Origin of the sequence: Amycolatopsis iheyensis, from assembly GCF_024703995.1 — a bacterium.
Lineage (GTDB): Bacteria > Actinomycetota > Actinomycetes > Mycobacteriales > Pseudonocardiaceae > Amycolatopsis > Amycolatopsis iheyensis.
The window spans coordinates 62,454-80,894 of the sequence record NZ_JAMXQV010000016.1 but is presented as its reverse complement, the minus strand read 5'-3'; the positions used below and the strand labels follow the sequence as shown (position 1 = coordinate 80,894).

Annotated in this window: 21 protein-coding genes; 9 read left to right on the top strand and 12 right to left on the bottom strand. The window is 72.6% G+C overall.

Annotated elements, in window-relative coordinates; all coding sequences use genetic code 11:
• Positions 1 to 24 precede the first annotated feature (24 nt).
• The 4 genes from M8542_RS28305 to M8542_RS28290 all read right to left on the bottom strand — a co-directional run bounded on the left by M8542_RS28305 (position 25) and on the right by M8542_RS28290 (position 2,447).
• On the bottom strand, positions 25 to 846 hold the full coding sequence (locus tag M8542_RS28305; RefSeq protein ID WP_257923303.1) for an ABC transporter permease: 822 nt from the start codon (positions 844 to 846) through the stop codon (positions 25 to 27).
• Complete coding sequence (locus M8542_RS28300) at positions 806 to 1,609, bottom strand: ABC transporter ATP-binding protein (protein WP_257923302.1); 804 nt, start codon at positions 1,607 to 1,609, stop codon at positions 806 to 808. The genes M8542_RS28305 and M8542_RS28300 overlap by 41 nt, the downstream gene beginning before the upstream one ends.
• Positions 1,606 to 2,046, bottom strand: coding sequence for a MarR family winged helix-turn-helix transcriptional regulator (locus M8542_RS28295; protein WP_257923301.1), 441 nt, complete (start codon positions 2,044 to 2,046; stop codon positions 1,606 to 1,608). The genes M8542_RS28300 and M8542_RS28295 overlap by 4 nt, the downstream gene beginning before the upstream one ends.
• Before the next feature lie 71 nt (positions 2,047 to 2,117).
• Positions 2,118 to 2,447 carry an ArsR/SmtB family transcription factor gene (locus M8542_RS28290; protein ID WP_257923300.1) on the bottom strand — a complete coding sequence of 110 codons (330 nt, stop codon included), beginning with the start codon at positions 2,445 to 2,447 and terminating at the stop codon, positions 2,118 to 2,120.
• 85 nt (positions 2,448 to 2,532) lie between these two features.
• Between M8542_RS28290 and M8542_RS28285 the strand changes: the two genes are divergently transcribed.
• The 4 genes from M8542_RS28285 (at position 2,533) to M8542_RS28270 (ending at position 5,501) form a co-directional block, all read left to right on the top strand.
• Positions 2,533 to 3,528: a zinc-dependent alcohol dehydrogenase family protein gene (locus tag M8542_RS28285; RefSeq protein WP_257923299.1), complete on the top strand. Its 996-nt coding sequence runs from the start codon at positions 2,533 to 2,535 to the stop codon at positions 3,526 to 3,528.
• Positions 3,529 to 3,746: 218 nt separating this feature from the next.
• Entirely contained in the window at positions 3,747 to 4,304 is a 558-nt protein-coding gene (pspAB, locus tag M8542_RS28280) for a PspA-associated protein PspAB (RefSeq protein ID WP_257923298.1), read from the top strand.
• A gap of 71 nt (positions 4,305 to 4,375) precedes the next feature.
• Entirely contained in the window at positions 4,376 to 4,786 is a 411-nt protein-coding gene (locus tag M8542_RS28275; protein WP_257923297.1) for a VOC family protein, read from the top strand.
• Between the two features lie 76 nt (positions 4,787 to 4,862).
• Positions 4,863 to 5,501 (top strand): hypothetical protein, encoded by a 639-nt coding sequence (locus tag M8542_RS28270; RefSeq protein WP_257923296.1) that lies wholly within the window; start codon positions 4,863 to 4,865, stop codon positions 5,499 to 5,501.
• Here the strand turns inward: M8542_RS28270 and M8542_RS28265 are convergent.
• Positions 5,420 to 6,049, bottom strand: a complete 630-nt coding sequence (locus tag M8542_RS28265) for a hypothetical protein (RefSeq protein WP_257923295.1) — start codon at positions 6,047 to 6,049, stop codon at positions 5,420 to 5,422. The genes M8542_RS28270 and M8542_RS28265 overlap by 82 nt on opposite strands.
• A gap of 72 nt (positions 6,050 to 6,121) precedes the next feature.
• Here M8542_RS28265 and M8542_RS28260 point away from each other — a divergent pair, with 72 nt between their 5' ends.
• Positions 6,122 to 6,799, top strand: coding sequence for a GNAT family N-acetyltransferase (locus M8542_RS28260; RefSeq protein WP_257923294.1), 678 nt, complete (start codon positions 6,122 to 6,124; stop codon positions 6,797 to 6,799).
• On the opposite strand, the gene M8542_RS28255 is transcribed toward M8542_RS28260, so the two are convergent.
• Entirely contained in the window at positions 6,796 to 7,221 is a 426-nt protein-coding gene (locus M8542_RS28255; protein ID WP_257923293.1) for a DUF2269 domain-containing protein, read from the bottom strand. The genes M8542_RS28260 and M8542_RS28255 overlap by 4 nt on opposite strands.
• A gap of 126 nt (positions 7,222 to 7,347) precedes the next feature.
• Between M8542_RS28255 and M8542_RS28250 the strand changes: the two genes are divergently transcribed.
• On the top strand, positions 7,348 to 7,710 hold the full coding sequence (locus M8542_RS28250; RefSeq protein WP_257923292.1) for a hypothetical protein: 363 nt from the start codon (positions 7,348 to 7,350) through the stop codon (positions 7,708 to 7,710).
• On the opposite strand, the gene M8542_RS28245 is transcribed toward M8542_RS28250, so the two are convergent.
• Positions 7,707 to 9,128: an APC family permease gene (locus M8542_RS28245; protein ID WP_257923291.1), complete on the bottom strand. Its 1,422-nt coding sequence runs from the start codon at positions 9,126 to 9,128 to the stop codon at positions 7,707 to 7,709. The two genes, M8542_RS28250 and M8542_RS28245, sit on opposite strands and share 4 nt — an antisense overlap.
• A 114-nt stretch (positions 9,129 to 9,242) precedes the next feature.
• On the opposite strand from M8542_RS28245, the gene M8542_RS28240 reads away from it, so the two are divergent.
• Positions 9,243 to 9,995 (top strand): alpha/beta fold hydrolase, encoded by a 753-nt coding sequence (locus tag M8542_RS28240; RefSeq protein ID WP_257923290.1) that lies wholly within the window; start codon positions 9,243 to 9,245, stop codon positions 9,993 to 9,995.
• Here the strand turns inward: M8542_RS28240 and M8542_RS28235 are convergent.
• The 5 genes from M8542_RS28235 to M8542_RS28215 all read right to left on the bottom strand — a co-directional run bounded on the left by M8542_RS28235 (position 9,992) and on the right by M8542_RS28215 (position 16,578).
• The gene (locus M8542_RS28235; protein WP_257923289.1) at positions 9,992 to 11,269 is read right to left on the bottom strand and encodes a sensor histidine kinase; all 1,278 of its coding nucleotides are present in this window, start codon (positions 11,267 to 11,269) and stop codon (positions 9,992 to 9,994) included. The genes M8542_RS28240 and M8542_RS28235 overlap by 4 nt on opposite strands.
• A gap of 137 nt (positions 11,270 to 11,406) precedes the next feature.
• Positions 11,407 to 12,837, bottom strand: coding sequence for a carboxylesterase/lipase family protein (locus M8542_RS28230; RefSeq protein ID WP_257923288.1), 1,431 nt, complete (start codon positions 12,835 to 12,837; stop codon positions 11,407 to 11,409).
• Positions 12,838 to 13,005: 168 nt separating this feature from the next.
• Positions 13,006 to 15,180, bottom strand: coding sequence for a xanthine dehydrogenase family protein molybdopterin-binding subunit (locus M8542_RS28225; protein WP_257923287.1), 2,175 nt, complete (start codon positions 15,178 to 15,180; stop codon positions 13,006 to 13,008).
• Positions 15,177 to 16,139 carry an FAD binding domain-containing protein gene (locus M8542_RS28220; RefSeq protein WP_257923286.1) on the bottom strand — a complete coding sequence of 321 codons (963 nt, stop codon included), beginning with the start codon at positions 16,137 to 16,139 and terminating at the stop codon, positions 15,177 to 15,179. The genes M8542_RS28225 and M8542_RS28220 overlap by 4 nt, the downstream gene beginning before the upstream one ends.
• The gene (locus tag M8542_RS28215) at positions 16,126 to 16,578 is read right to left on the bottom strand and encodes a (2Fe-2S)-binding protein (protein WP_257923285.1); all 453 of its coding nucleotides are present in this window, start codon (positions 16,576 to 16,578) and stop codon (positions 16,126 to 16,128) included. The genes M8542_RS28220 and M8542_RS28215 overlap by 14 nt, the downstream gene beginning before the upstream one ends.
• A gap of 206 nt (positions 16,579 to 16,784) precedes the next feature.
• Here M8542_RS28215 and M8542_RS28210 point away from each other — a divergent pair, with 206 nt between their 5' ends.
• Both M8542_RS28210 and M8542_RS28205 read left to right on the top strand, forming a co-directional pair.
• Positions 16,785 to 17,351: a TetR/AcrR family transcriptional regulator gene (locus tag M8542_RS28210; RefSeq protein WP_257923284.1), complete on the top strand. Its 567-nt coding sequence runs from the start codon at positions 16,785 to 16,787 to the stop codon at positions 17,349 to 17,351.
• A gap of 111 nt (positions 17,352 to 17,462) precedes the next feature.
• Positions 17,463 to 18,437, top strand: coding sequence for a glycosyltransferase (locus tag M8542_RS28205; RefSeq protein WP_257923283.1), 975 nt, complete (start codon positions 17,463 to 17,465; stop codon positions 18,435 to 18,437).
• Positions 18,438 to 18,441 lie beyond the last annotated feature (4 nt).

Here is an 18,441-nt window from a genome sequence, read left to right as displayed (position 1 = left end):
CTTCCGTTCGGTGAGACATGTGCCTCAACGGGCCAACCTGCCGAGCAGTCCCGAAGCGACGGCGATCGCGGCGGCGGTCGCCACGGCCAGCACGGCGAAGTCGAGCCCGAGGTGCGCCGGCGTGCCGATCAGCAGCCCGCGCAGCGCGTCGACCTGGTAGCTCAACGGGTTCACGTGGCTGATCACCTTGAGCCACGACGGCATCAGGTCCACCGGGTACAGCGCGTTGGAGCCGAAGAACAACGGCATGGTGATGGCCTGCCCGATGCCCATCAGCCGTTCCCGCGACAGCACGATCCCGGCGATCACGATGGACAGGCAGCAGAAGAACGCCGACCCGAGCACGAGCGCGACGGCCATCGCCAGCAGCTTCAGCGGGTTCACGGTCAGCCCGACGCCGAGCACCGCGGCCAGGATCAGCACCATCAGCGCCTGGACGAGCGCGCGGACCCCGGCCGCGAACGCCTTCCCGGCCACGAGCGCCGCGCGCGGGGTCGGCGTCACGAGCAGCTTCGCGAGCACGCCCGCGTCGCGCTCCCAGATGATCTGGATGCCATAGAAGATCGCGATGAACAACGCCGACTGCGCGAGGATGCCCGGCGCCAGGTAGTCGAGGTACGGTGTCGAGCCCGTCGGGATCGCCTTCAGCCGGGTGAACGTCTCCCCGAAGATCAGCAGCCACAGCGCGGGCTGGATCGCCCGGGTGAGCAGCTCGGTCTGGTCGCGGCGCAGCTTCTGCAGCTCCACCAGGCACATCGCGCCGACGCGGGCGATGAGCACGCGCAGCCGGCCGAGCGGGCCCGGGTCAGCCGAGACGGCGGGCGGTGCGGCGAGTGGCACGGACACTGCGGATCCCTCCTTCTTCGCTCTGCAGCCGGTTCCCGGTGACCGCGCGGAACACGTCGTCCAAAGTGGACTCCGGACCGAGGCCGGCCTCCAGGTCGGCCGGGGTGCCCAGCGCGCGGATGCGGCCGGTGTGCATCAGCGCGACGCGGTCGCAGTACTGCTCGGCTTCGTCCATGTAGTGGGTGGTGACGAGCACGGTCATCCCGGTCGCCGCCCGGATCTCCGAGATGCGCTCCCACACCGACGAGCGGGCGACCGGGTCGAGCCCGATCGTCGGCTCGTCGAGGATCAGCAGCCGTGGCGAGCTGACCAGGGCCTGGGCCAGTTCGAGCCGGCGGATCATGCCGCCGGAGTACGTCTTCGCGGTGCGGTCGGCGTCGTCGGTCAGCCCGACCAGCTCGAGCGCGCTGCCCACCTGCGGCGCCCGCCGTGCGCGGGGCACGTCGAACAGCCGCGCGAACAACGCGACGTTCTCGCGCCCGGTCAGCGCGCCGTCGGCGGACAGCTGCTGCGGCACGTAGCCGATCAGCCGCCGCACGGCCATCCGCCGCCGCGCGACGTCGACGCCGAAGACGGTGATGTGCCCCGGCGACGTCGGCAGCAGCGTCGTGATCATCCGGAGGGTGGTCGTCTTGCCCGCGCCGTTCGGGCCGAGCAGCCCGAACACCTCGCCGGCGTGGATCTCCAGGTCGACGCCGTCGACCGCGCGGGTCGCGCCGAACGAATGGCTCAGCTCGGTGCACCGCACCGCGGGTTCGGTCATGGCTGCTCCTTCAGGATGCCCATGAGCTTTTCCAGGGCCGGCAACGCCTGTTCGATCGTCAGGATGTCCGCTTCGGACAATCCGGTGAGCGCGCCGGCGACGAGCTCGGTCCGGACGCGCCGCCACGAGGCCATCCGGTCGCGGGCGGTGTCGGTGATCTCCAGCCTGGTGGCGCGCCGGTCGGCGGGGTCGGGTTCGCGGCGCAGCAGGCCGGCGTCGGCGAGCTGGTTCACCAGCGTGCTCACCGAGTTGGTCGCCAGGTGCAGCTCGCGCGCGGTCGCGCCGACGCCGATCCCGGGGTGGTCGGCCACCACGCGCAGGACCTCGACCTGCGCGCCGGGCAACGGGAAGCCCGGCACGTCGGCCCGCACCCGGCGGCGCACGACCCGGCGCAGGCCCTGGACGGCGCCCAGCAGCCGTTCGGCGAGTTCGGTCATGCCCCCAAGGTAGCTCTGACTCAGAACTATTAGCAATGCTAAATGACTGGTTCGGGCGATTGGGGCGGAAATCAGTCCGGCAGGCGAGCGGCCTCGGCGAGTGCCAGGTCGAGCAGGCCCGGGAAGCGGGCGTCGAACTCCTCGCGCCGCAACGCGTTCAGCCGCTGCGTGCCGCTGTCCCACTGCTTGAGCAGGCCGGCCGCGCGGAGGATCTTGAAGTGCCGCGACGCCGCGGGCTTGCTGACCGGCGGCATGATCGCGCCGCACGACTGGCCGGGTTCGCGGGCGAGCGCGGCCACCATGGCCAGCCGGTACGGGTCGCGCAGCGCCTCCAGCGCCTCGGGGAAGGAGACGTCCTCGAGGGCCGGGTGGTCCAAGGGGTTCGCGGTGCGGCTGGCCATGTCCCGAGTATCCCCGGTTGCCGGGACGTGGACCGTTGTGCCATGGTCGATGTTAGCCAATCGATTAACATGAGGGAGTTCCGCGGTGCGTGTCTACCGTCAGGAAACCGGCCGCCTGGTCCGCCGCGACGAGCCGGTGCCCGAGCCGCAGCGCGGGGAGGTGCTCGTCCGGGTCGAGGCGGCTTCGCTGAACTACCGCGACCTGCTCATCCTCGGCGGCGACCACTTCACCAACGGGCCCGGCGGCCTGATCCCGGTGTCCGACGCCGCCGGCGAGGTCGCCGCGGTCGGCGAAGGCGTCACGCGGTTCGCCGTCGGCGACCGGGTGCTCACCAGCTTCCACTCGGCCTGGTTCGGCGGCCGGCTGCCGGCCGCGGAGACCCTCCGCGGGTACGGCAACGCCCAGGACGGCTGGCTGGCGGAGTACCGCGCCGTCTCCGAGCAGGCCGTCGTCGCGCTGCCGGACTCGCTCACCTACGAGCAGGGCGCGACGCTGCCGTGCGCCGCCGTCACGGCCTGGACGTCGCTCAGCGGCCTCGGCCCGGCCGAGACCGTGCTCACCCTCGGCACCGGCGGGGTGTCACTGTTCGCCCTGCAGCTGGCGAAGGCACACGGGGCGCGGGTGGTCGCGACGACGTCGAGCCCGGCGAAGGCCGCGAAGCTGACCGAGCTCGGCGCCGACGTCGTCATCGACTACCGGGCCACTCCCGAGTGGGGCAAGGCCGTGCTCGACGCGACCGGTGGCCGCGGGGTGGACCGGATCGTCGAGGTCGGCGGGCCCGGCACGTTCGCGCAGTCGCTCGTCGCGGCCGGGACGAACCACGCCGACATCGCGGTCGTCGGGTTCGTCGGCACCGAGGGGCCGCCGATCGACTACATGGACCTCTTCCGCAGCGGCGCGACCGTGCGGAAGATCTGGGTCGGCAGCCGGCAGGACACCGAGGACCTCGTCCGGTGGCTCACGGTCCGCCCGATCGAGCCGGTCGTCGACAGCGTTCACCCGTTCGACAGGGCCGTCGAAGCGTTCCGGCACTTCGGCAGCCGGGAGAACCTCGGGAAGGTCGTGATCACGACCGCGTGAGGCGGGCGGGGTACCGCTGATCGGTTGAACCTGACCGGGAGTGACCGTTCGGCGGCGAAGTGCTGCCGTTCGCCGCGTGCCGGCGTGGTTCCGCTCCGGAACCGGGCAGGGCGGGCGCATGCTGTCCTTTCCGACCCCGCGTCCCCGCGCCTGACGTCCACTGTGGACATTGCCAGTGCGCCCGGCCCGGCGGTCTTTCTCGACCGGAGACAGGACACATGACCCTGCTGGACAGCAAGCTCGTCCGATGCTGGACTTCCCGCCCGCACCTGCAGTCCCTCTACACCCTCGCCGCGGCCGCCCCGCGGATGCGCGCCGCCCTCGGCCTCACGCCCACCGGCGGCGGCACGGTCGGCTTCAAGGTGGACGGGGACGCGCTGGCGCGCACCGAAGCGGAGCTGATCGCCGCGACGTCGGCCCGGCTGCCGGTGCACCCGCTGGTGACGCAGGACCTCCACGGGCGCTCGACCGTCCGGTGCTGGCGCCGCAACCGCGACCTGCGCGTGCTGACCAGCGACCTGGTGGACGTCGCCGACCGGCTGGCCCGCGCCGGCTACGGCGGCTGCCTCCGGTCCGCGACCGTCGAGTTCGCCGAGCCGGACGGGCGCCGGGGCCGCAAGCTCGCCCTGGTCTACCTGTTCGACCGCGGCACGTTCCACGCCGCGGCGGCCGCCGGGACCGGGGCCCTGGACCGCGCGCTCGAGCTGCGCGCCCGGGCGGCGCTGCACGGCGCGCTGCCGTTGGAGCCGCACGCGCACCGCCGGTTCGTCGTCTGAAATTCTCGCGTTTGTCGAGGTCACGGGCTTCTGCGAAGATGCTGCTCTCGTCCGAGCAGAAGGAGATCGCAGTGGCTTCCGTGCTCAACCCGTACCTGAGCTTCCGCGCCGAGGCGCGCCAGGCCATGGAGTTCTACAAGAGCGTCTTCGGCGGCACGCTGAAGGTGAACACCTTCGGGGAATTCGGTTCACCCGAAGGAGCGGACGCGGACAAGGTCATGCACTCGCAGCTGGAGACCGACAACGGCTTCACCCTGATGGCGTCGGACACCCCGGCCGGGATGGAGTACACGCCGGGCACGAACATCACGGTCAGCCTCAGCGGTGACGACGCCGGCGACCTGCGTGGCTACTGGGACAAGCTGAGCGACGGCGGCACCGTGACGGTTCCGTTCGAAAAGCAGATGTGGGGCGACGAATTCGGGTCCTGCGTCGACAAGTTCGGCATCCCGTGGATGGTCAACGTCGTTCAGCAGGCCTAACGGCCGTTGCAGCCGGTGCCTCCGTCGGTGACGATGGAGGCCCGGCGTGCGAGAACGCCGGGCCGAAGGAGGCCCGATGGCGGGTACCCCCTGGATCTGCGCGCAGTGCGGCACCGACAACGACGGCGCGGCGCAGCGGTGCCGGACCTGTGCGAGCCTGGCCCCGGGCCGCGCTCGGGCGCGGGCGCTGTGGGTGCTGCTCACCCTGATGGCGGTCGCCGTCGTCGCGGTGGTGGGGGTCCTGCTGTTCGCCGGCCGCTCGAAGCCGTCACCGTCGGCGTCCGGGCCGTTCCCGTCCTACACCACGCCCGCGCTGCCGACGACCAAGACCGTCGTCACGACCGCGGACGCGCTGACCCCGCCGGTCACGCCGTCGACGTCGACCCCGCCGTCGAGCACCCCCGCCGGGAAGCCGTGCCCCGGGGACGCTTCCCGCTACCTGCCCGGCGGCGCGGGGACGGCGTTGCTGGTGGCCCAGACCGGGCGCACGCTCATCACGGTCTGCCAGGTCCCCGACGGGCGCGTCTTCTACGACGGCCAGGCCCGGGGCCAGGCCGCGTCGGACAACACCCACATCCTGCTGCCCGCGGAAGCCTCGGGTGACGGCTTCGTCGCGAAGAACGGCGACTACAGCTACAAGGTCGGCGGCGGCAGGCTGGTCGTCTCGGTCGGCGACAAGGTGCTCTCCGACGAGGAACTGACGACCGTCGGCTGATCGGGGTACAGCTCTTCCACGGCCTCGGCGTCGAAGCCCAGGTCGGCACGCATCCGGGCCCGCATGATGCGGTAGCCGCGCTGGCCGGCGTCCCAGGCCTGCCGCAGCTTCGTGGTGTCGCCGTCCGAGTCCAGCAGTCCCGCGGCCAGCCGCATCCGGGGGAGCGTGGCGTCGCTGACCAGCTTCCGCACCGCCTCCGGCGCGTGCAGGACGACGGGCCCGAGCGCGTGCTGGGCTTCGCTGCGCACCTCGCGCAGCTCGGTGACCTGGTGCTCGTCGAGCTGGTCGCCCGCCTCGCGGACCGCGCGGGCCTGGAACAGCACCCCGTCGAACGCCTCGAGCACGCCCATCAGCTGCGCGTAGGCTTCGGCCCTCGTCTCGTGTGTGCGTGCTTCGCGTTCACGCTGCCAGCGGCGTTCCTCGCGAGCCGCCTCCTCGACCATCCGCTTCGTCTCGCGGCGGCCGGACAGCACCTGGGTGAGGAGCACGCCGGCCAGGCCGAACAGCGCGACGATGATCGGAATCCACACCGGGACCTGGGAACCCACGAGCGCACCCTACCGACGTTCAGGATGTGGGAGCCGCGCCGCGCCCCTGGCGGGTTCACGCATCCTGGCGGTATGGCTTCTCCGCTCGACAACCCGACGTGGGCGTCGCTGAACGGTCCGCACGCCCGCTTCGCGGAACGGCGGGGGCGCGTCCTGCGCTACCCCGAGGACGTCGCTCCCTTCCTCGCCCTGCCCGACGACCCCGGCGAGCAGGACTGGCTCGACGTCGCAGGGCTCGCCGGCCCCGGCGCGACCGTCGTCATCGCCGCCACCGCCGCGCGCCCGCCCGCCGGGTGGGAGGTGCTCGACGCGCTCCCCGGCGTCCAGCTCGTCGACGAGGGGATCGCCGTCGCGCCGGAGCCGGAGGCCGTGCGGCTCGGGCTCGCGGACGTGCCCGAGATGCTCGACCTCGTCGAGCGGACGAAGCCCGGGCCGTTCCGGAAGCGGACGATCGAGCTCGGCACCTACCTCGGCATCCGGCGCGACGGCGCGCTGGTCGCGATGGCCGGGGAGCGGCTGCACCCGCCCGGCTACACCGAGATCAGCGCTGTCTGCACCGACCCGGCGTACCGCGGCCAGGGCCTGGCGACCCGGCTCGTGCTCGCCGTGGCGGCGGGCATCCGCGAGCGCGGCGAGACGCCGATGATGCACGCGGCGGCGAGCAACACCTCCGCGATCCGGCTCTACCTCTCACTCGGGTTCGCGCTGCGGCAGCGGCCGGACTTCGTCGCGGTCCGGGTGCCTGACTAGGCCCCGGTCGACGAGCCGGGCCGCACGATCATCAGCACCGTGACCGCGGCCCACAGCAGGTTGAACACGCCGGTGAACATCGCCAGCCGGCCGAGGACGTCCGAAGTGGACTCTTCGGCCAGCAGGCGCTTCTGCCGTGGCAGCACCAGCAAGCCGAGCACCGCGGCCGCGACGGCGGTCAGGCCGATCGACACGAGCAGCCACGGGTCGCCCATGACGTGCATCGTGCCCGCGACGCCGAACCCGAACACCGGCACCGCGACGGCGGCGTAGGCGTACACGCGGCAGATCCGGTGCAGCAGGGTCGCGGCCTTGACGTCGCCCCGGCGGACCGCGGCGGGGAACATGCCGGCCGCGACGGCGACCGGGCCGACGGCCAGCACCGCGGCCAGGACGTGGATGGAGAGCAAGATCTTCGACACGGGCCGAAGCTATCGGTCGCGCGCGCCGCCGGGGAGTGGCTGGAATGCCAAGAACCACCGAAATCCGGCCAGCGTGTCGATTCCCGCTGTGCTGCTTCGACGCGTGGGTAGCGAAAGGGGACCACGATGACCGCCACGACCTGCCCCGCCGCCCCGGCCCGTCTCCGCAGCCTGCCGGTCCTGCTCGCCACCGAAGACGACGCCGAGGACATGGGCCTGCTGGCGCCGGACGACCGTCTGACCTGCCACGTGCACGGCCGGTGGATCCACCAGTGCGTCGCTTCGCCGGCGCACGTCAGCCCGGTCACCCGGCACCGCTGGTGCCGCGGCTGCCGGACCGAGCTGTCGGTCGCCGTCGACGAGCTGACCGGGACCGTCTTGATGACTTGCCCGCGCTGTGGGCACGGCGGTAGCGCGGCCACCGCGCGGCTGACCGAGGCCTGCCGCGCGAGCCTGGCCGCCGAGCGCGACATCCGGCACGCGGCCTAGGAAGCCACGCTTTCGAGCCCCAGCTCGTCCAGGCCCGCGTAGACCTCCGGCCGGCGGCTGCGCAGCCAGGCCGCGAGCCCGAGCCCGCCGACCACCGCGACGGCCAGCAGCCACGGCAGCAGCGCGATCGCCGGCGCGTCGGAGCCGGCGAGGGTGGGGAAGTTGAAGAACGCCAGCGTCGTCACGGCGATCAGGCCGAGCCCGCCGAGGCCCGGGGCGACGGCGGTCCGCCAGAGCCGGGGATCGCGGCGTTTGCGGAAGAACGCGACGACGGCGATCCCGGCCAGGGCCTGCAGCGCGATCACGCCGAGCGTGCCGATGCCGGTCATGCTGGCGGTGAGGTCGGCCAGCGGGTCGAGCCCGGCCAGCGCGTACACCGCGGCGATCAGCGTCGCGAACCCGATCTGCGTCCCGCTCGCGATGTAGGGCGCGCCGTTCGCCTTCGTCCGGCCGAGAGCCGCGGGCAGCACGCGGGCCCGGCCCAGCGCGAACAGGTAGCGCGTCGCGGAGTTGTGCAGCGCCAGCAGGGCCGCGAAGAGGCTGACGACCAGCAGCAGCATCATGACGTCGGTGAGGAACGAGCCCAGGTACGTGTGGCTGATCGAGAAGACGAGGTCGCCGGTGGCGAGGTGGTCCTGGGCGGTCTGCCCGGCTTGGGCGACGCTCGTCGCGCTGACCACCGCCCACGTCGTGAACGCGGCGAAGACGCCGATGAGCACGATCGCCGTGTAGGTCGCGCGGGAGATCGTCCGGTGCGGGTCGCGGGCTTCCTCGCTGAACAGCCCGGTGGCTTCGAAGCCGACGAAAGCGTTGAAGGCGAACAGGAACGCGATCCCGACCGAGCCGGAGAAAACCACGCCGGGGGTGAACGCGTGGACGTCGAGCCCGGTCCGCACGGCGACCGCGACGTCGAGGACCAGCAGGATCGACACCTCGAGGACCAGCGAAACCCCGAGCACCTTCGCGCTGACGTCTACCCCGCGCCGCCCGAGCGCGAACACCGCGGCCGCGGACAAGAGGCTCCACAGCTGCCACGGCGAGTGCCACCCGAAAACCTGCTCGACGACGTTCGCGGTGAAGAACCCGCTCGTCCCGACCGCGCCGGCGACGAAGCAGTTGTAACCCAGCAGCGCGATCAGCGCCGCGACCAGGCCGAGCGGGCGGCCGAGGCCTTTGGTGACGTAGACGTAGAACCCGCCGGCGCCGGTGACGACCTTGCTCATCTGCGCGTAGCCGACCCCGAAGAGCACGAGGATCACGGCGGCGAGCAGGAACGCGCCGGGCATGCCACCGCCGTTGCCGAGCGCGATGCCGAGCGAGGCGATGACGACGATGCCGGTGAGCGGCGCGACGGCGGCGAGCACGAGGAAGACGACCCCCGGCGTACCCAGAGCGTCTCTGCGAAGTGCGTCGGACATGGGATTTCCTCCCGGCGGTAGCTGGTCCGGGCATGGTGCGCCCGGCGGGCCCCGGCGGTCTTGGACCGCCGCGCAGAGCCGTTGACGTCGGGCGCGGGACTAGGGTCGGCCGTGATGCGACAGTTCACGGTGCACCACGACGGCGTCACGATCCCGGTCTCGCGCGGCGGTGCGGGCCGCCCGCTGGTCCTGTGTCCCGGGCTCAACGCGACGCAGGCCGATCTGCGCGAGCTGGCCACGCTGCTGCGGCGCGACCACGACGTGCTGACCCTCGACCTCCGGGGCCACGGCCTCGCCTCGGCCGCCGGCGACTACTCCTTCGCCGGTTTCCTCGACGACCTCGCCGCCGTTCTGGCCGAGGTCGAGAAGCCGGTGCTGGTGGGCTATTCACTGGGCGCGGACCTGGCCGCGCACTACGCCGCCGAGCATCCCGGCGCCGTCGAGCGGCTCGTGCTCGTCGACGGCGCGATCCCGGTGCCCGAGCCCTTCCTCACCGAGGCCGACCTGCCGCTGTTCCGCGGCATGTGGGACGAGATGGCGACCGAGCAGCGGGCCCGGCGCGACACCGCGCGCCGGGTGGTGCTGACCGGGCCGGAGATCCTCGGGCTGAACCTCGAGATCGACGCCGTCCGGTCCCGGATCCTCGGCCGCTACCGCGAGATCGACCGGCCGGTCTCGCTGATCGCGTCGACGTCGATGGCCGGCGCCGGTGACGACGAGCTCGTCGTGCGGGTCAACCGGAACTGGCGGGCCGGCGTCGAACGGCTCCGGCGGGAACAGCCCGAAGTGGTGACGTCCTGGGTCGAGGCCGACCACGGGCTCGTGTTCACCCACGCCACCGAGGTCGCCCGGCTCATCGCCGCCTAGCTCGGCACCCACATCGTCACGCGGGTGCCGCGGCCCGGCTGGGAGTCCACTGTGCCGTGGCCGCCCACCTCGGCCAGGCGCGCCACGATCGACTGCGTGATGCCGAAGCCCGGGGGCCGTTCGTGGACGTCGAAGCCCGCGCCCTGGTCCCGGGCCACCACCGCGATTCCGCCGTCGCGTTCTTCCACGCGCAGCACGACCTGCTTCGTGCCGGAGTGCTTCACCGTGTTGCGCAACGCTTCCCGGACCGCCTCGCACATCGCCGTGCGGCGGTCCTGGGAGAGCTTGTGGTCGTCGGCGAAGTCCGCGGCGACCAGCTGGGTGCGGAGGCCGTCGCGGGCCATCTCCGTCGCGACGTCGGCGAGCTCGACCGCGAACCCGCGCGTCAGCCCGGTCGGCACCGGCTCGGTGATCCGGCGGCGGATCTCGGCGGCCTCGGCCTTGGCGACCGACCGCACCTCCGACAGCCGGCTCACGGCGTGGGCGTCGTCGCCCGGGGCCGAAATGGCGAGCGCTTCCAGCGTCTGCAGCACGCTGTCGTGCATGATGCGCCGCGTCCGGCGGCGCTCGGCTTCGCGGCCGCGGCGGATCCCGATGTCGACGGCGAACCGCGTCCCGGCGCCCAGCAGGATCAGGATGCCCGCGGCGAGCACGATCGCCACCGCCAGCGCGATCATGCAGCCGATCGAGCGCGTCACGGAGAGCTGGTCGGTCAGCGGCAGGCCGCCGGCCAGGGTGAGCGCCGCCCGGAGCGGGAGCGCGGCCACCAGCAGCCACAGCGCCGAGGGCAGCCCGGACGTGCCCGCCCACATCGCGACCGCGCCGACCAGCCAGGTCCACGACACGTCCACGGCGAAGGGCTGCACCGCCGCCGGGGCGGTCGCGGCGACGGCGAAGTTGAGCGCCACCCCGACCGCCAGGTCCAGGGCGAGGATCCGGCCGCTGCCCCGGGCGCGCAACCCGCCGGCCCGCAGGACCCAGGCCACCGCGGCGGTGTTGGCCGCGACGGCGAACACGGTGGCGGCCAGCACCGGGGCGAGCCCGAGCCGCCCGTTCGCCGCGGCGAAGCCGATGAACACCTTGACGAACGCCGCGATCCGGTAGGCGAGCGGCACGACGACCCAGTAGCGGGCGGCCCGGGCGAGCGTCGCGTCGCCGATCGCGGTCAGGTCGCCGCTCTCGTCGGGGGGCTCGGCCGGTTCCGCGGGTGTGCCACTGCGCAACAGCGTGCGAACGAGCGTGCGCGGCGGTGCGGCAGAGCCCGCCTCGGGCATCGGTGGTCCCCATTCATCCGGCCGTCCGGGCGGCCTGAGCCTGGCAGCGCGGCGGGGGACTCGTCAACTGCCCGGAGCCGGGTCCAGCCCGGTGGAGCAAGGGGACTGGTCCGGTCAGAAGCGGAACGCGGCACCGGCTAGTAGGTGTGGAACACCGTGTCCTCGCCGGTGTACTCCGGCCAGCCGGGCGAACCGCTCGCCGCGAACCGGTGCCAGGCGGTGTTCAGCTCGCGGGCCAGCTCTCGCGGTGGCTGCTCGCCCAGCAGGCCGCGGGGACCGGACAGGCCGTCCAGCGCGTCGAACACGAAGGGCAGCTCGAGCCCGTGGCACGCGCCCAGCGCGCCGTCGAGCAGGGGCGAGCCCCACTCGAACTCGTAGCGGAACGTCCGGCCGCCGTGGTTTTCGGCCAGCTCCTTCACCCCGTCGCGGAAGACGAGGTCGGTCAGGGCCGCCACGAGGACTTCGCCCGCCGAGCGGTCCGCGCCGAGGCCGTAGCGCGTCAGGACGCCCACCGGGTCCGGGTGGGACACCGCCAGCGACGCCACCGCCTGGTCGTCGGTGACCGCCTCGACCGCGCCGCTGGGCACCAGGTAGAGCCGCATCTCCTCGCTGCAGCTGCCCACGACCAGGTCGACGTCGCGGCCCGCGCCGGCCCGGATCGCCTGGCCCGGGTGGTGCGGCAGGACGTCGTCGCCGATCACCGGCAGGAACGGGCTGAGCCCGTAGCCGCGGTCGTAGCCCAGCGCGTCGCGCAGGTCGGGCGCGCCGCCGGGGCGCAGCACGGCGTCCTGGGCGTCGAGCAGCTGCTCGGTCGAGACCTTGCGGAACGCCTCGGCGGTCGGCTCGGCCTTCAGCTCGTCGGCGATCACCTTGGCCAGCCGCCGGGCCTGGACGCCGTCGCGGACCATGTTCGGATGTCCACTTTGGACGATGGCGCGGTGGAAGAGGCCCGGTGAGAGCGGGGAGCCGAGCAGGCAGGCGACGCTGACCGCGCCGGAGGCCGAGCCCATCAGCGTGACGTTCCGGGGGTCGCCGCCGAACTCGGTGATGTTCTCCTGGACCCAGCGCAGGGCCGCGAGCTGGTCACGCAGCCCGAGGTTGGTCGCGCCGCCTTCGAGCGGGAGGAACCCGTCGACGCCGAGCCGGTACTGCACGCTGACCAGTACCGAGCCGGCACGCGCGAACGACGTCCCGTCGAGTGCCGAAGCCGAGCCGGCGCCGCCGAGGAAGTTGCCGCCGTGCACGAACACGAGCACCGGCAGGCCGGCCGCGCCCAGCTGCGGGGTCCAGACGTCAGCGGTCAGATACTCCGGGCCCGGCCGCCAGCCGGCGCCGGTGATCGGCGACAGGTCCAGCCCGGGCACGTCGTGGCGGCGTTGCGGCGCGGTCGGCCCGGGTCTGCTCGTGTCGCGGACCTCGTCCCACGGTGGGGCGGGGACGGGCTCGGCGAAGCGCAGTTCGCCCTCGGGGGCGGCGGCGTAGGGGATGCCGCGGAACAGCGCGACGCCGGCGGCGGTGACCTGACCGCGGACCGGGCCGGAAGTGGTGGTGACGACCGGATCGGTCATGCCGGGTGGTCCCTTCTGGGAAGATCGGGGAGAGTGCCCGCCAGCCTAGGACCGTGGACGGTCCGCCGTCATGGGCGAACCGTCGCCGGTGTTGTCGCGGATGGATAACGGCGCCCTGGCCCGGATTCACCAGGTGGGCCAGGACGCCGTGAATTTCCGATCGAGCGGTCAGTCTTCGAGCAGGTCCTCGATGGTGATCGGGATGTGCCGGACGCGGATGCCGGTGGCGTTGTGCACGGCGTTCGCGACCGCCGCGGCCATCCCGACCGTGCCGATCTCGCCGACCCCGCGCGCGCCGACCGCGTTGTGCAGCGTGTCCGGGTACTCGACGAGCTGGACGTCGACCTCCGGGATGTCGGCGTTCACCGGCAGCAGGTAGCTCGCGAAGTCGCCGTTCGCGAGCCGGCCGTTCGCTTCGATCTCCAGACCCTCGTGCAGTGCGGCCGAGACGCCCCAGATCATGCCGCCCATGAGCTGGCTGCGGGCCGCCTTGTCGTTGATGATCCGGCCCGCGTCGAACACGCCGAGCATCCGCGACACGCGTGCCTCACGCGTCCACTTGTGCACGCGGACCTCGACGAACTGGGCGCCCCACGAGCTGAACGAGTGCTTGGTCAGCTCCTCGCCGGGCGCCGACGAACCGGTCACCTCGAGCTTCTCGCGGCCCAGTGCCCGCAGCAGCTCACCGAAGGTCATGGTTCGGCCGTCGGCGAAGACGCGGCCGTCGGCGTAGGTGACTTCGGCGCCTTCGAACGGCGCGCCCGGGTCGGAAGCGAGGGCCACCAGCTCGTCGATCGCCTTGGTGGCGGCGATCATGATGGCCGTGCCCGCGCTCGCCGTCGCCGTCGAACCGCCGGAGAGGCCACCCGGCGGCAGGGCCGAGTCGCCGAGCTTCGGGGTGATCCGGTCGGCCGGGATGTCCAGCGACTCGGCGCCGATCAGGGACAGCACGGTCAGCAGGCCGGTGCCCGGGTCCGCGCCGCTCGTCCCGACGACGGCGGTGTCGTCGGCGTTGAGCGTGACGCCGACGGTGGCCGGGAAGCGCAGGGCGGGGAACATCGCGGTGGCCACACCCATGCCGACGAGCCAGTCGCCGTCGGTGTGCCCGCCCGGCCGGCGGTGCTGCCAGCCGAACCGGGCCGCGCCGACGCGGAAGCACTCGTCGAGGTGCTTGCTGGCCCACTGCAGGTCCTTGCCCGGCGGGGCGATCGAGTTGTTCTTGATCCGCAGCTCGACCGGGTCCACGCCGAGTGCTTCGGCGAGCTCGTCCATCGCGCTCTCCAGCGCGAACGAGCCCGGCGCCTCGCCCGGGGCGCGCATGAACGTGGTCGGCGGGACGTTCAGCGGCACGATCTTCTGGCTGATGGCCAGGTTCCGCGTCGCGTACCACTCGCGCGAGGTGCCGTGCGACGTCGGTTCGACGAACGAGCGCGCGGTGTCGGTGCTGCACCACGAGTCGTGGCTCAGCGCGACCAGGCTGCCGTCCCGCTCGGCGCCGAGCTTGATGGTCTGGACCGTCGCGGCCCGGCCGGCGGTCGCGGTGAAGACCTGCTCGCGGGTCAGCGTCGACTTCACCGGCCGGCCGAGGTCGCGTGCGGCCGCGGCGGCCAGGAACGCCGGCGACGACGTCCGCCCTTTGCCGCCGAACGCGCCGCCGACGAACGGGTTCACGCAGTGCACGGCCTCCAGCGGCACGTCGAGCGCGCTGGCCAGCTCCATCGCCTGCAGGTTCGACGCCTGGTTGCCGCTGTAGACGGTCACCTCGCCGCCGTCCCACACCGCGACGGCCGAGTGCGGCTCCATCGCGGCGTGGTTCTGCGTCGCGGTCGAGTAGGTCGCTTCGACCACGACCGGGCTCGCGGCGAACGCGTCCTCGATGGACTCGACGCCGTCCTCGAGGATTTCGAGCGTCGGCCCTTCGCCGTCGCGCCCCGGGGGCGCGTCCTCGGCGTCGGCGAGGCCTTCGGCCAGCGACGTCTTCGCGGGCAGCTCGCGGTAGGTGACCTCGACCAGCCCCGCGGCGTCGCGCGCCTGCTCGAACGTCTCCGCCACGACGAAGCCGATCGGCTGGCCGTAGTAGGTGACTTCCTTGGTCTGCAACGGAACCCACGTCTCGCCGAACAGCGGCGAGGTCGCCGTCTTCAGCTTCAGCTGGTCGAACGGCGAGTACACGCCGACGACGCCGGGCGCCGCGCGGACGGCCGAGAAGTCCATCGCTTCGAGCTCGCCGTGGGCGATCGTGCTGAGCACGACGTAGCCGTAGAGCTGGCCGGGGAAGGTGTGGTCGGCGCCGTACTTGGCCCCGCCGGTGACCTTCAGCGGCGCGTCGAGCCGGGTGATCATCGGGAGCTCCCCTCGGTCAGTTCGAGCAGCGCGCGGACGATGGTCCGCTTCAGCAGCGACACCTTGAACCCGTTGCCGGCCAACGGACGCGCGCCGTCGGCGGCCACGGCCGCGGCGGCTTCGAAGGTGCCCTGCGTCGCCGGGGCGCCACGCAGGGCGTCCTCGACGGCGGGCAGGTGCCACGGCACCGTGCCGACGCCGCCGGCCGCGATCCGCGCGTCGGCGATCGCGCCGTCGCGCACGTCGAGCGCGACCGCGGCGGAGCAGAGCGCGAACTCGTAGGACTGGCGGTCGCGCACCTTGACGTAGGTGGAGTTCGCGGCCCAGTCCAGCCGCGGCACGATCACCTCGGTGATCAGCTCGCCGGGGCGCAGGTCGTTCTCCAGCGCCGGGGTGTCGCCGGGCAGCTGGTAGAACTCGCGCAGGGGGACTTCGCGGGTGCCTTCGGCGTCGGCCAGCTTGACGCGGGCGTCCAGCGCAACCAGGGCGACGGCGACGTCACTGGCGTGCGTGGCCGCGCACGAGTCGCTCGTGCCGAGGATCGCGTGCATCCGGTTGGCGCCTTCGAGCGCCGGGCAGCCGCTGCCCGGCTCACGCTTGTTGCACGGCGAAGCGACGTCGCGGAAGTACGTGCAGCGCGTGCGCTGCAACAGGTTCCCGCCGATGCTCGCCATGTTCCGGATCTGCTGCGACGCGCTCAGCAGCAGCGCGCGCGAGATCGCCGGGTACACCTGCGGGTGCGCGGCGATGGCGCTCATTCGCTCCAGCGCGCCGAAGCGCAGGCCGTCGCTCGTGTCGATGCCGCGCAAGGGCACCTGGTTGATGTCCAGGACGTGCGCCGGGGTGAGGACGTCGAGCTTCATGAGGTCGACCAGCGTGGTGCCGCCGGCCAGGAAGGTGCCGGACGTCGCCAGCGCGTCTTCGACCGTGGTGGGGGCGGTCAGCTCAAAGGGTCGCATCGGCCCGCCTCGCCTGCTCGACGGCCTTGACGATGTTCGGGTAGGCCGCGCACCGGCAGATGTTGCCGGACATGAACTCCCGCACGTCCTCGACGTCCTGCTCGACGGCGGCGACCGCCGACATGACCTGCCCGGCGGTGCAGAACCCGCACTGCAGGGCGTCCTGGTCGACGAACGCCTGCTGCACCGGGTGCAGCCTGTCCTCAGTGGACAGCCCTTCGACGGTGGTGACCGGCGCCTTGACGGTGGCGGCCAGGGTCAGGCAGGACAGCACGGGGCGGCCGTCGACGTGCACGGTGCACGCGCCGCACTGTCCGCGGTCGCAGCCCTTCTTCGGGCCCGTGACGCCGAGGCGCTCGCGCAGCGCGTCCAGGAGGGTGACGCCGGGATCGACGTCCAGCTGTTCGGTACTGCCGTTGACTTCGAGTGAGATGTCCACAGGTCTCTTTCCGCAGCTCGTCCGGGCGGGTGCCCGACGGTGGTGGTGGCGGCGAACGAGGAGCGGATAGTCATCCGCTTCACTCGGTCGCGAGGTTAGCGGATTACAATCCGCTTCGCAACGAACCGATCACGCTGGAGCTGCTCCAGGTCTGGGTTAGATTCGGCGGGCGGTACTCCATCGGACGGCACAGGACGGGAGGGACGATGACGACGGGCTCGGTCAGCCCCCGGCGCGCGGACACCCGGCGCAACCACGAGCGCATCCTGGTGGCGGCCGCGAAGTCGCTGGCGTGCACGGGCGAGGTCTCGTTCAACGCGATCGCGAAGCAGGCCGAAGTCGGCGTCGGCACGGTGTACCGGCACTTCCCGACGCCGGAGTCGCTGATCCTCGCGGTGTACGAGCGCGAAGTGCGGCACATCGTGGACATCGTGCCGGTGCTGCTGGACAAGCACGCGCCGGACCAGGCGTTCCGGATCTGGGTGACCGACCACCTGGCGCACTACATGATGACGAAACTGGGGCTGGCGGACGCACTCCGCCGGGCGACGGCCTCCCGCGGCGAGCTCCCGGCGAGCGCGTACGAGGCGATGGTCGGCGCGGTGCGGCGGATCATCGAGGCGAACGTCGCGGCGGGGACGGTGCGTCCCGACCTCGACCCGCTGGTCTGCCTGCGCGGCCTGGCCGGCCTGCTGATGCTGGACCCGAAGGGCGACTGGCGCGGCGACGCGGCGAGCCTCGCGGACCTGCTGTGGCGGGGAATGGCGCCTTAGGCCTGCTCGCACCCCCTCTGGTACGGCCAGACCTTCGCGTATGTGCCGCCGGAGCTGCGCTCCTGATGTTGCTAACATTCGGATGTCGCCAACATCTGAATGGGGTCGGGCATGAGGGTACTTTTCGCGGGCCTCGCGTCGGTGGGGCACACCTACCCGCTGATCCCGCTGGCGGTCGCGGCCCGGGCGGCCGGGCACGAGGTGCACTTCGCGGCGGGGGAGCACGTCCACGCACCCCTGCACGCGAACGGGCTGCGGCCGTTCCGCCCGGCGGACTCCTTCTACGAGATCTACGCGGAAGATCTGGCCCCGGAACTGGGCCGGCTGCGGCCCGACTTGGTGGTGCACGGGTGGGGTGTGCCCGGGGCGGCGATCGCGGCCCGGCAGGCCGGGATCCCGGGGCTCTGGCACGGCTTCGGCCGGATGTTCCCCGAGGGGATCGGCCTGGAACGGCCCGGGGTGGGTGTCCCGCACCTCGACATCTGCCCGCCTTCGTTGCAGGACAAGGACTTCCTCGCTGCGGTCGAGCGGATCCCGCTGCGTCCGGTGCCGTTCTCGGAACCGGCGTCGCCCGCGTTGCGCACGTCGCGGCCGCTGGTGTACCTGACGCTGGGCACGGCGTTCGGCACCCCGGAGCTGCTGAAAACGGCCATCGAGGGCTTGGCGGCGCTGGACGCGCAGGTGGTCGTCGCGACGGGCCGGGTGCGCCCGGAGGAGCTGGGCGCGGTGCCGCCGAACGTCACGGCCCGGGCGTGGGTGTCCCAAGTGGACATCCTGCCCGAGGCGGACTTGGTGGTGCACCACGGCGGCAGCGGCACGACGCTGGGCGCGCTCTCGGCCGGCGTTCCGCAGCTGGTCCTGCCGCAGGGTGCGGACCAGTTCGCCAACGCGAAAGCCCTGGTGGCTGCAGGTGCCGCACAGTGTCTCGGGCCCGGCGAGGTGAGCGCCACCGCGATCGCCGACGGTGTCCGGGAGCTGCGGCGCGGTCCGGCACCGCGAGAGGCGGCCCGGGCGATCGCGGCGGAGATTGCCCGGATGCCCTCGCCGGACGAGGTGGCCCGCGCGCTGCCGCGGTGGGCCGGCTAGGTGG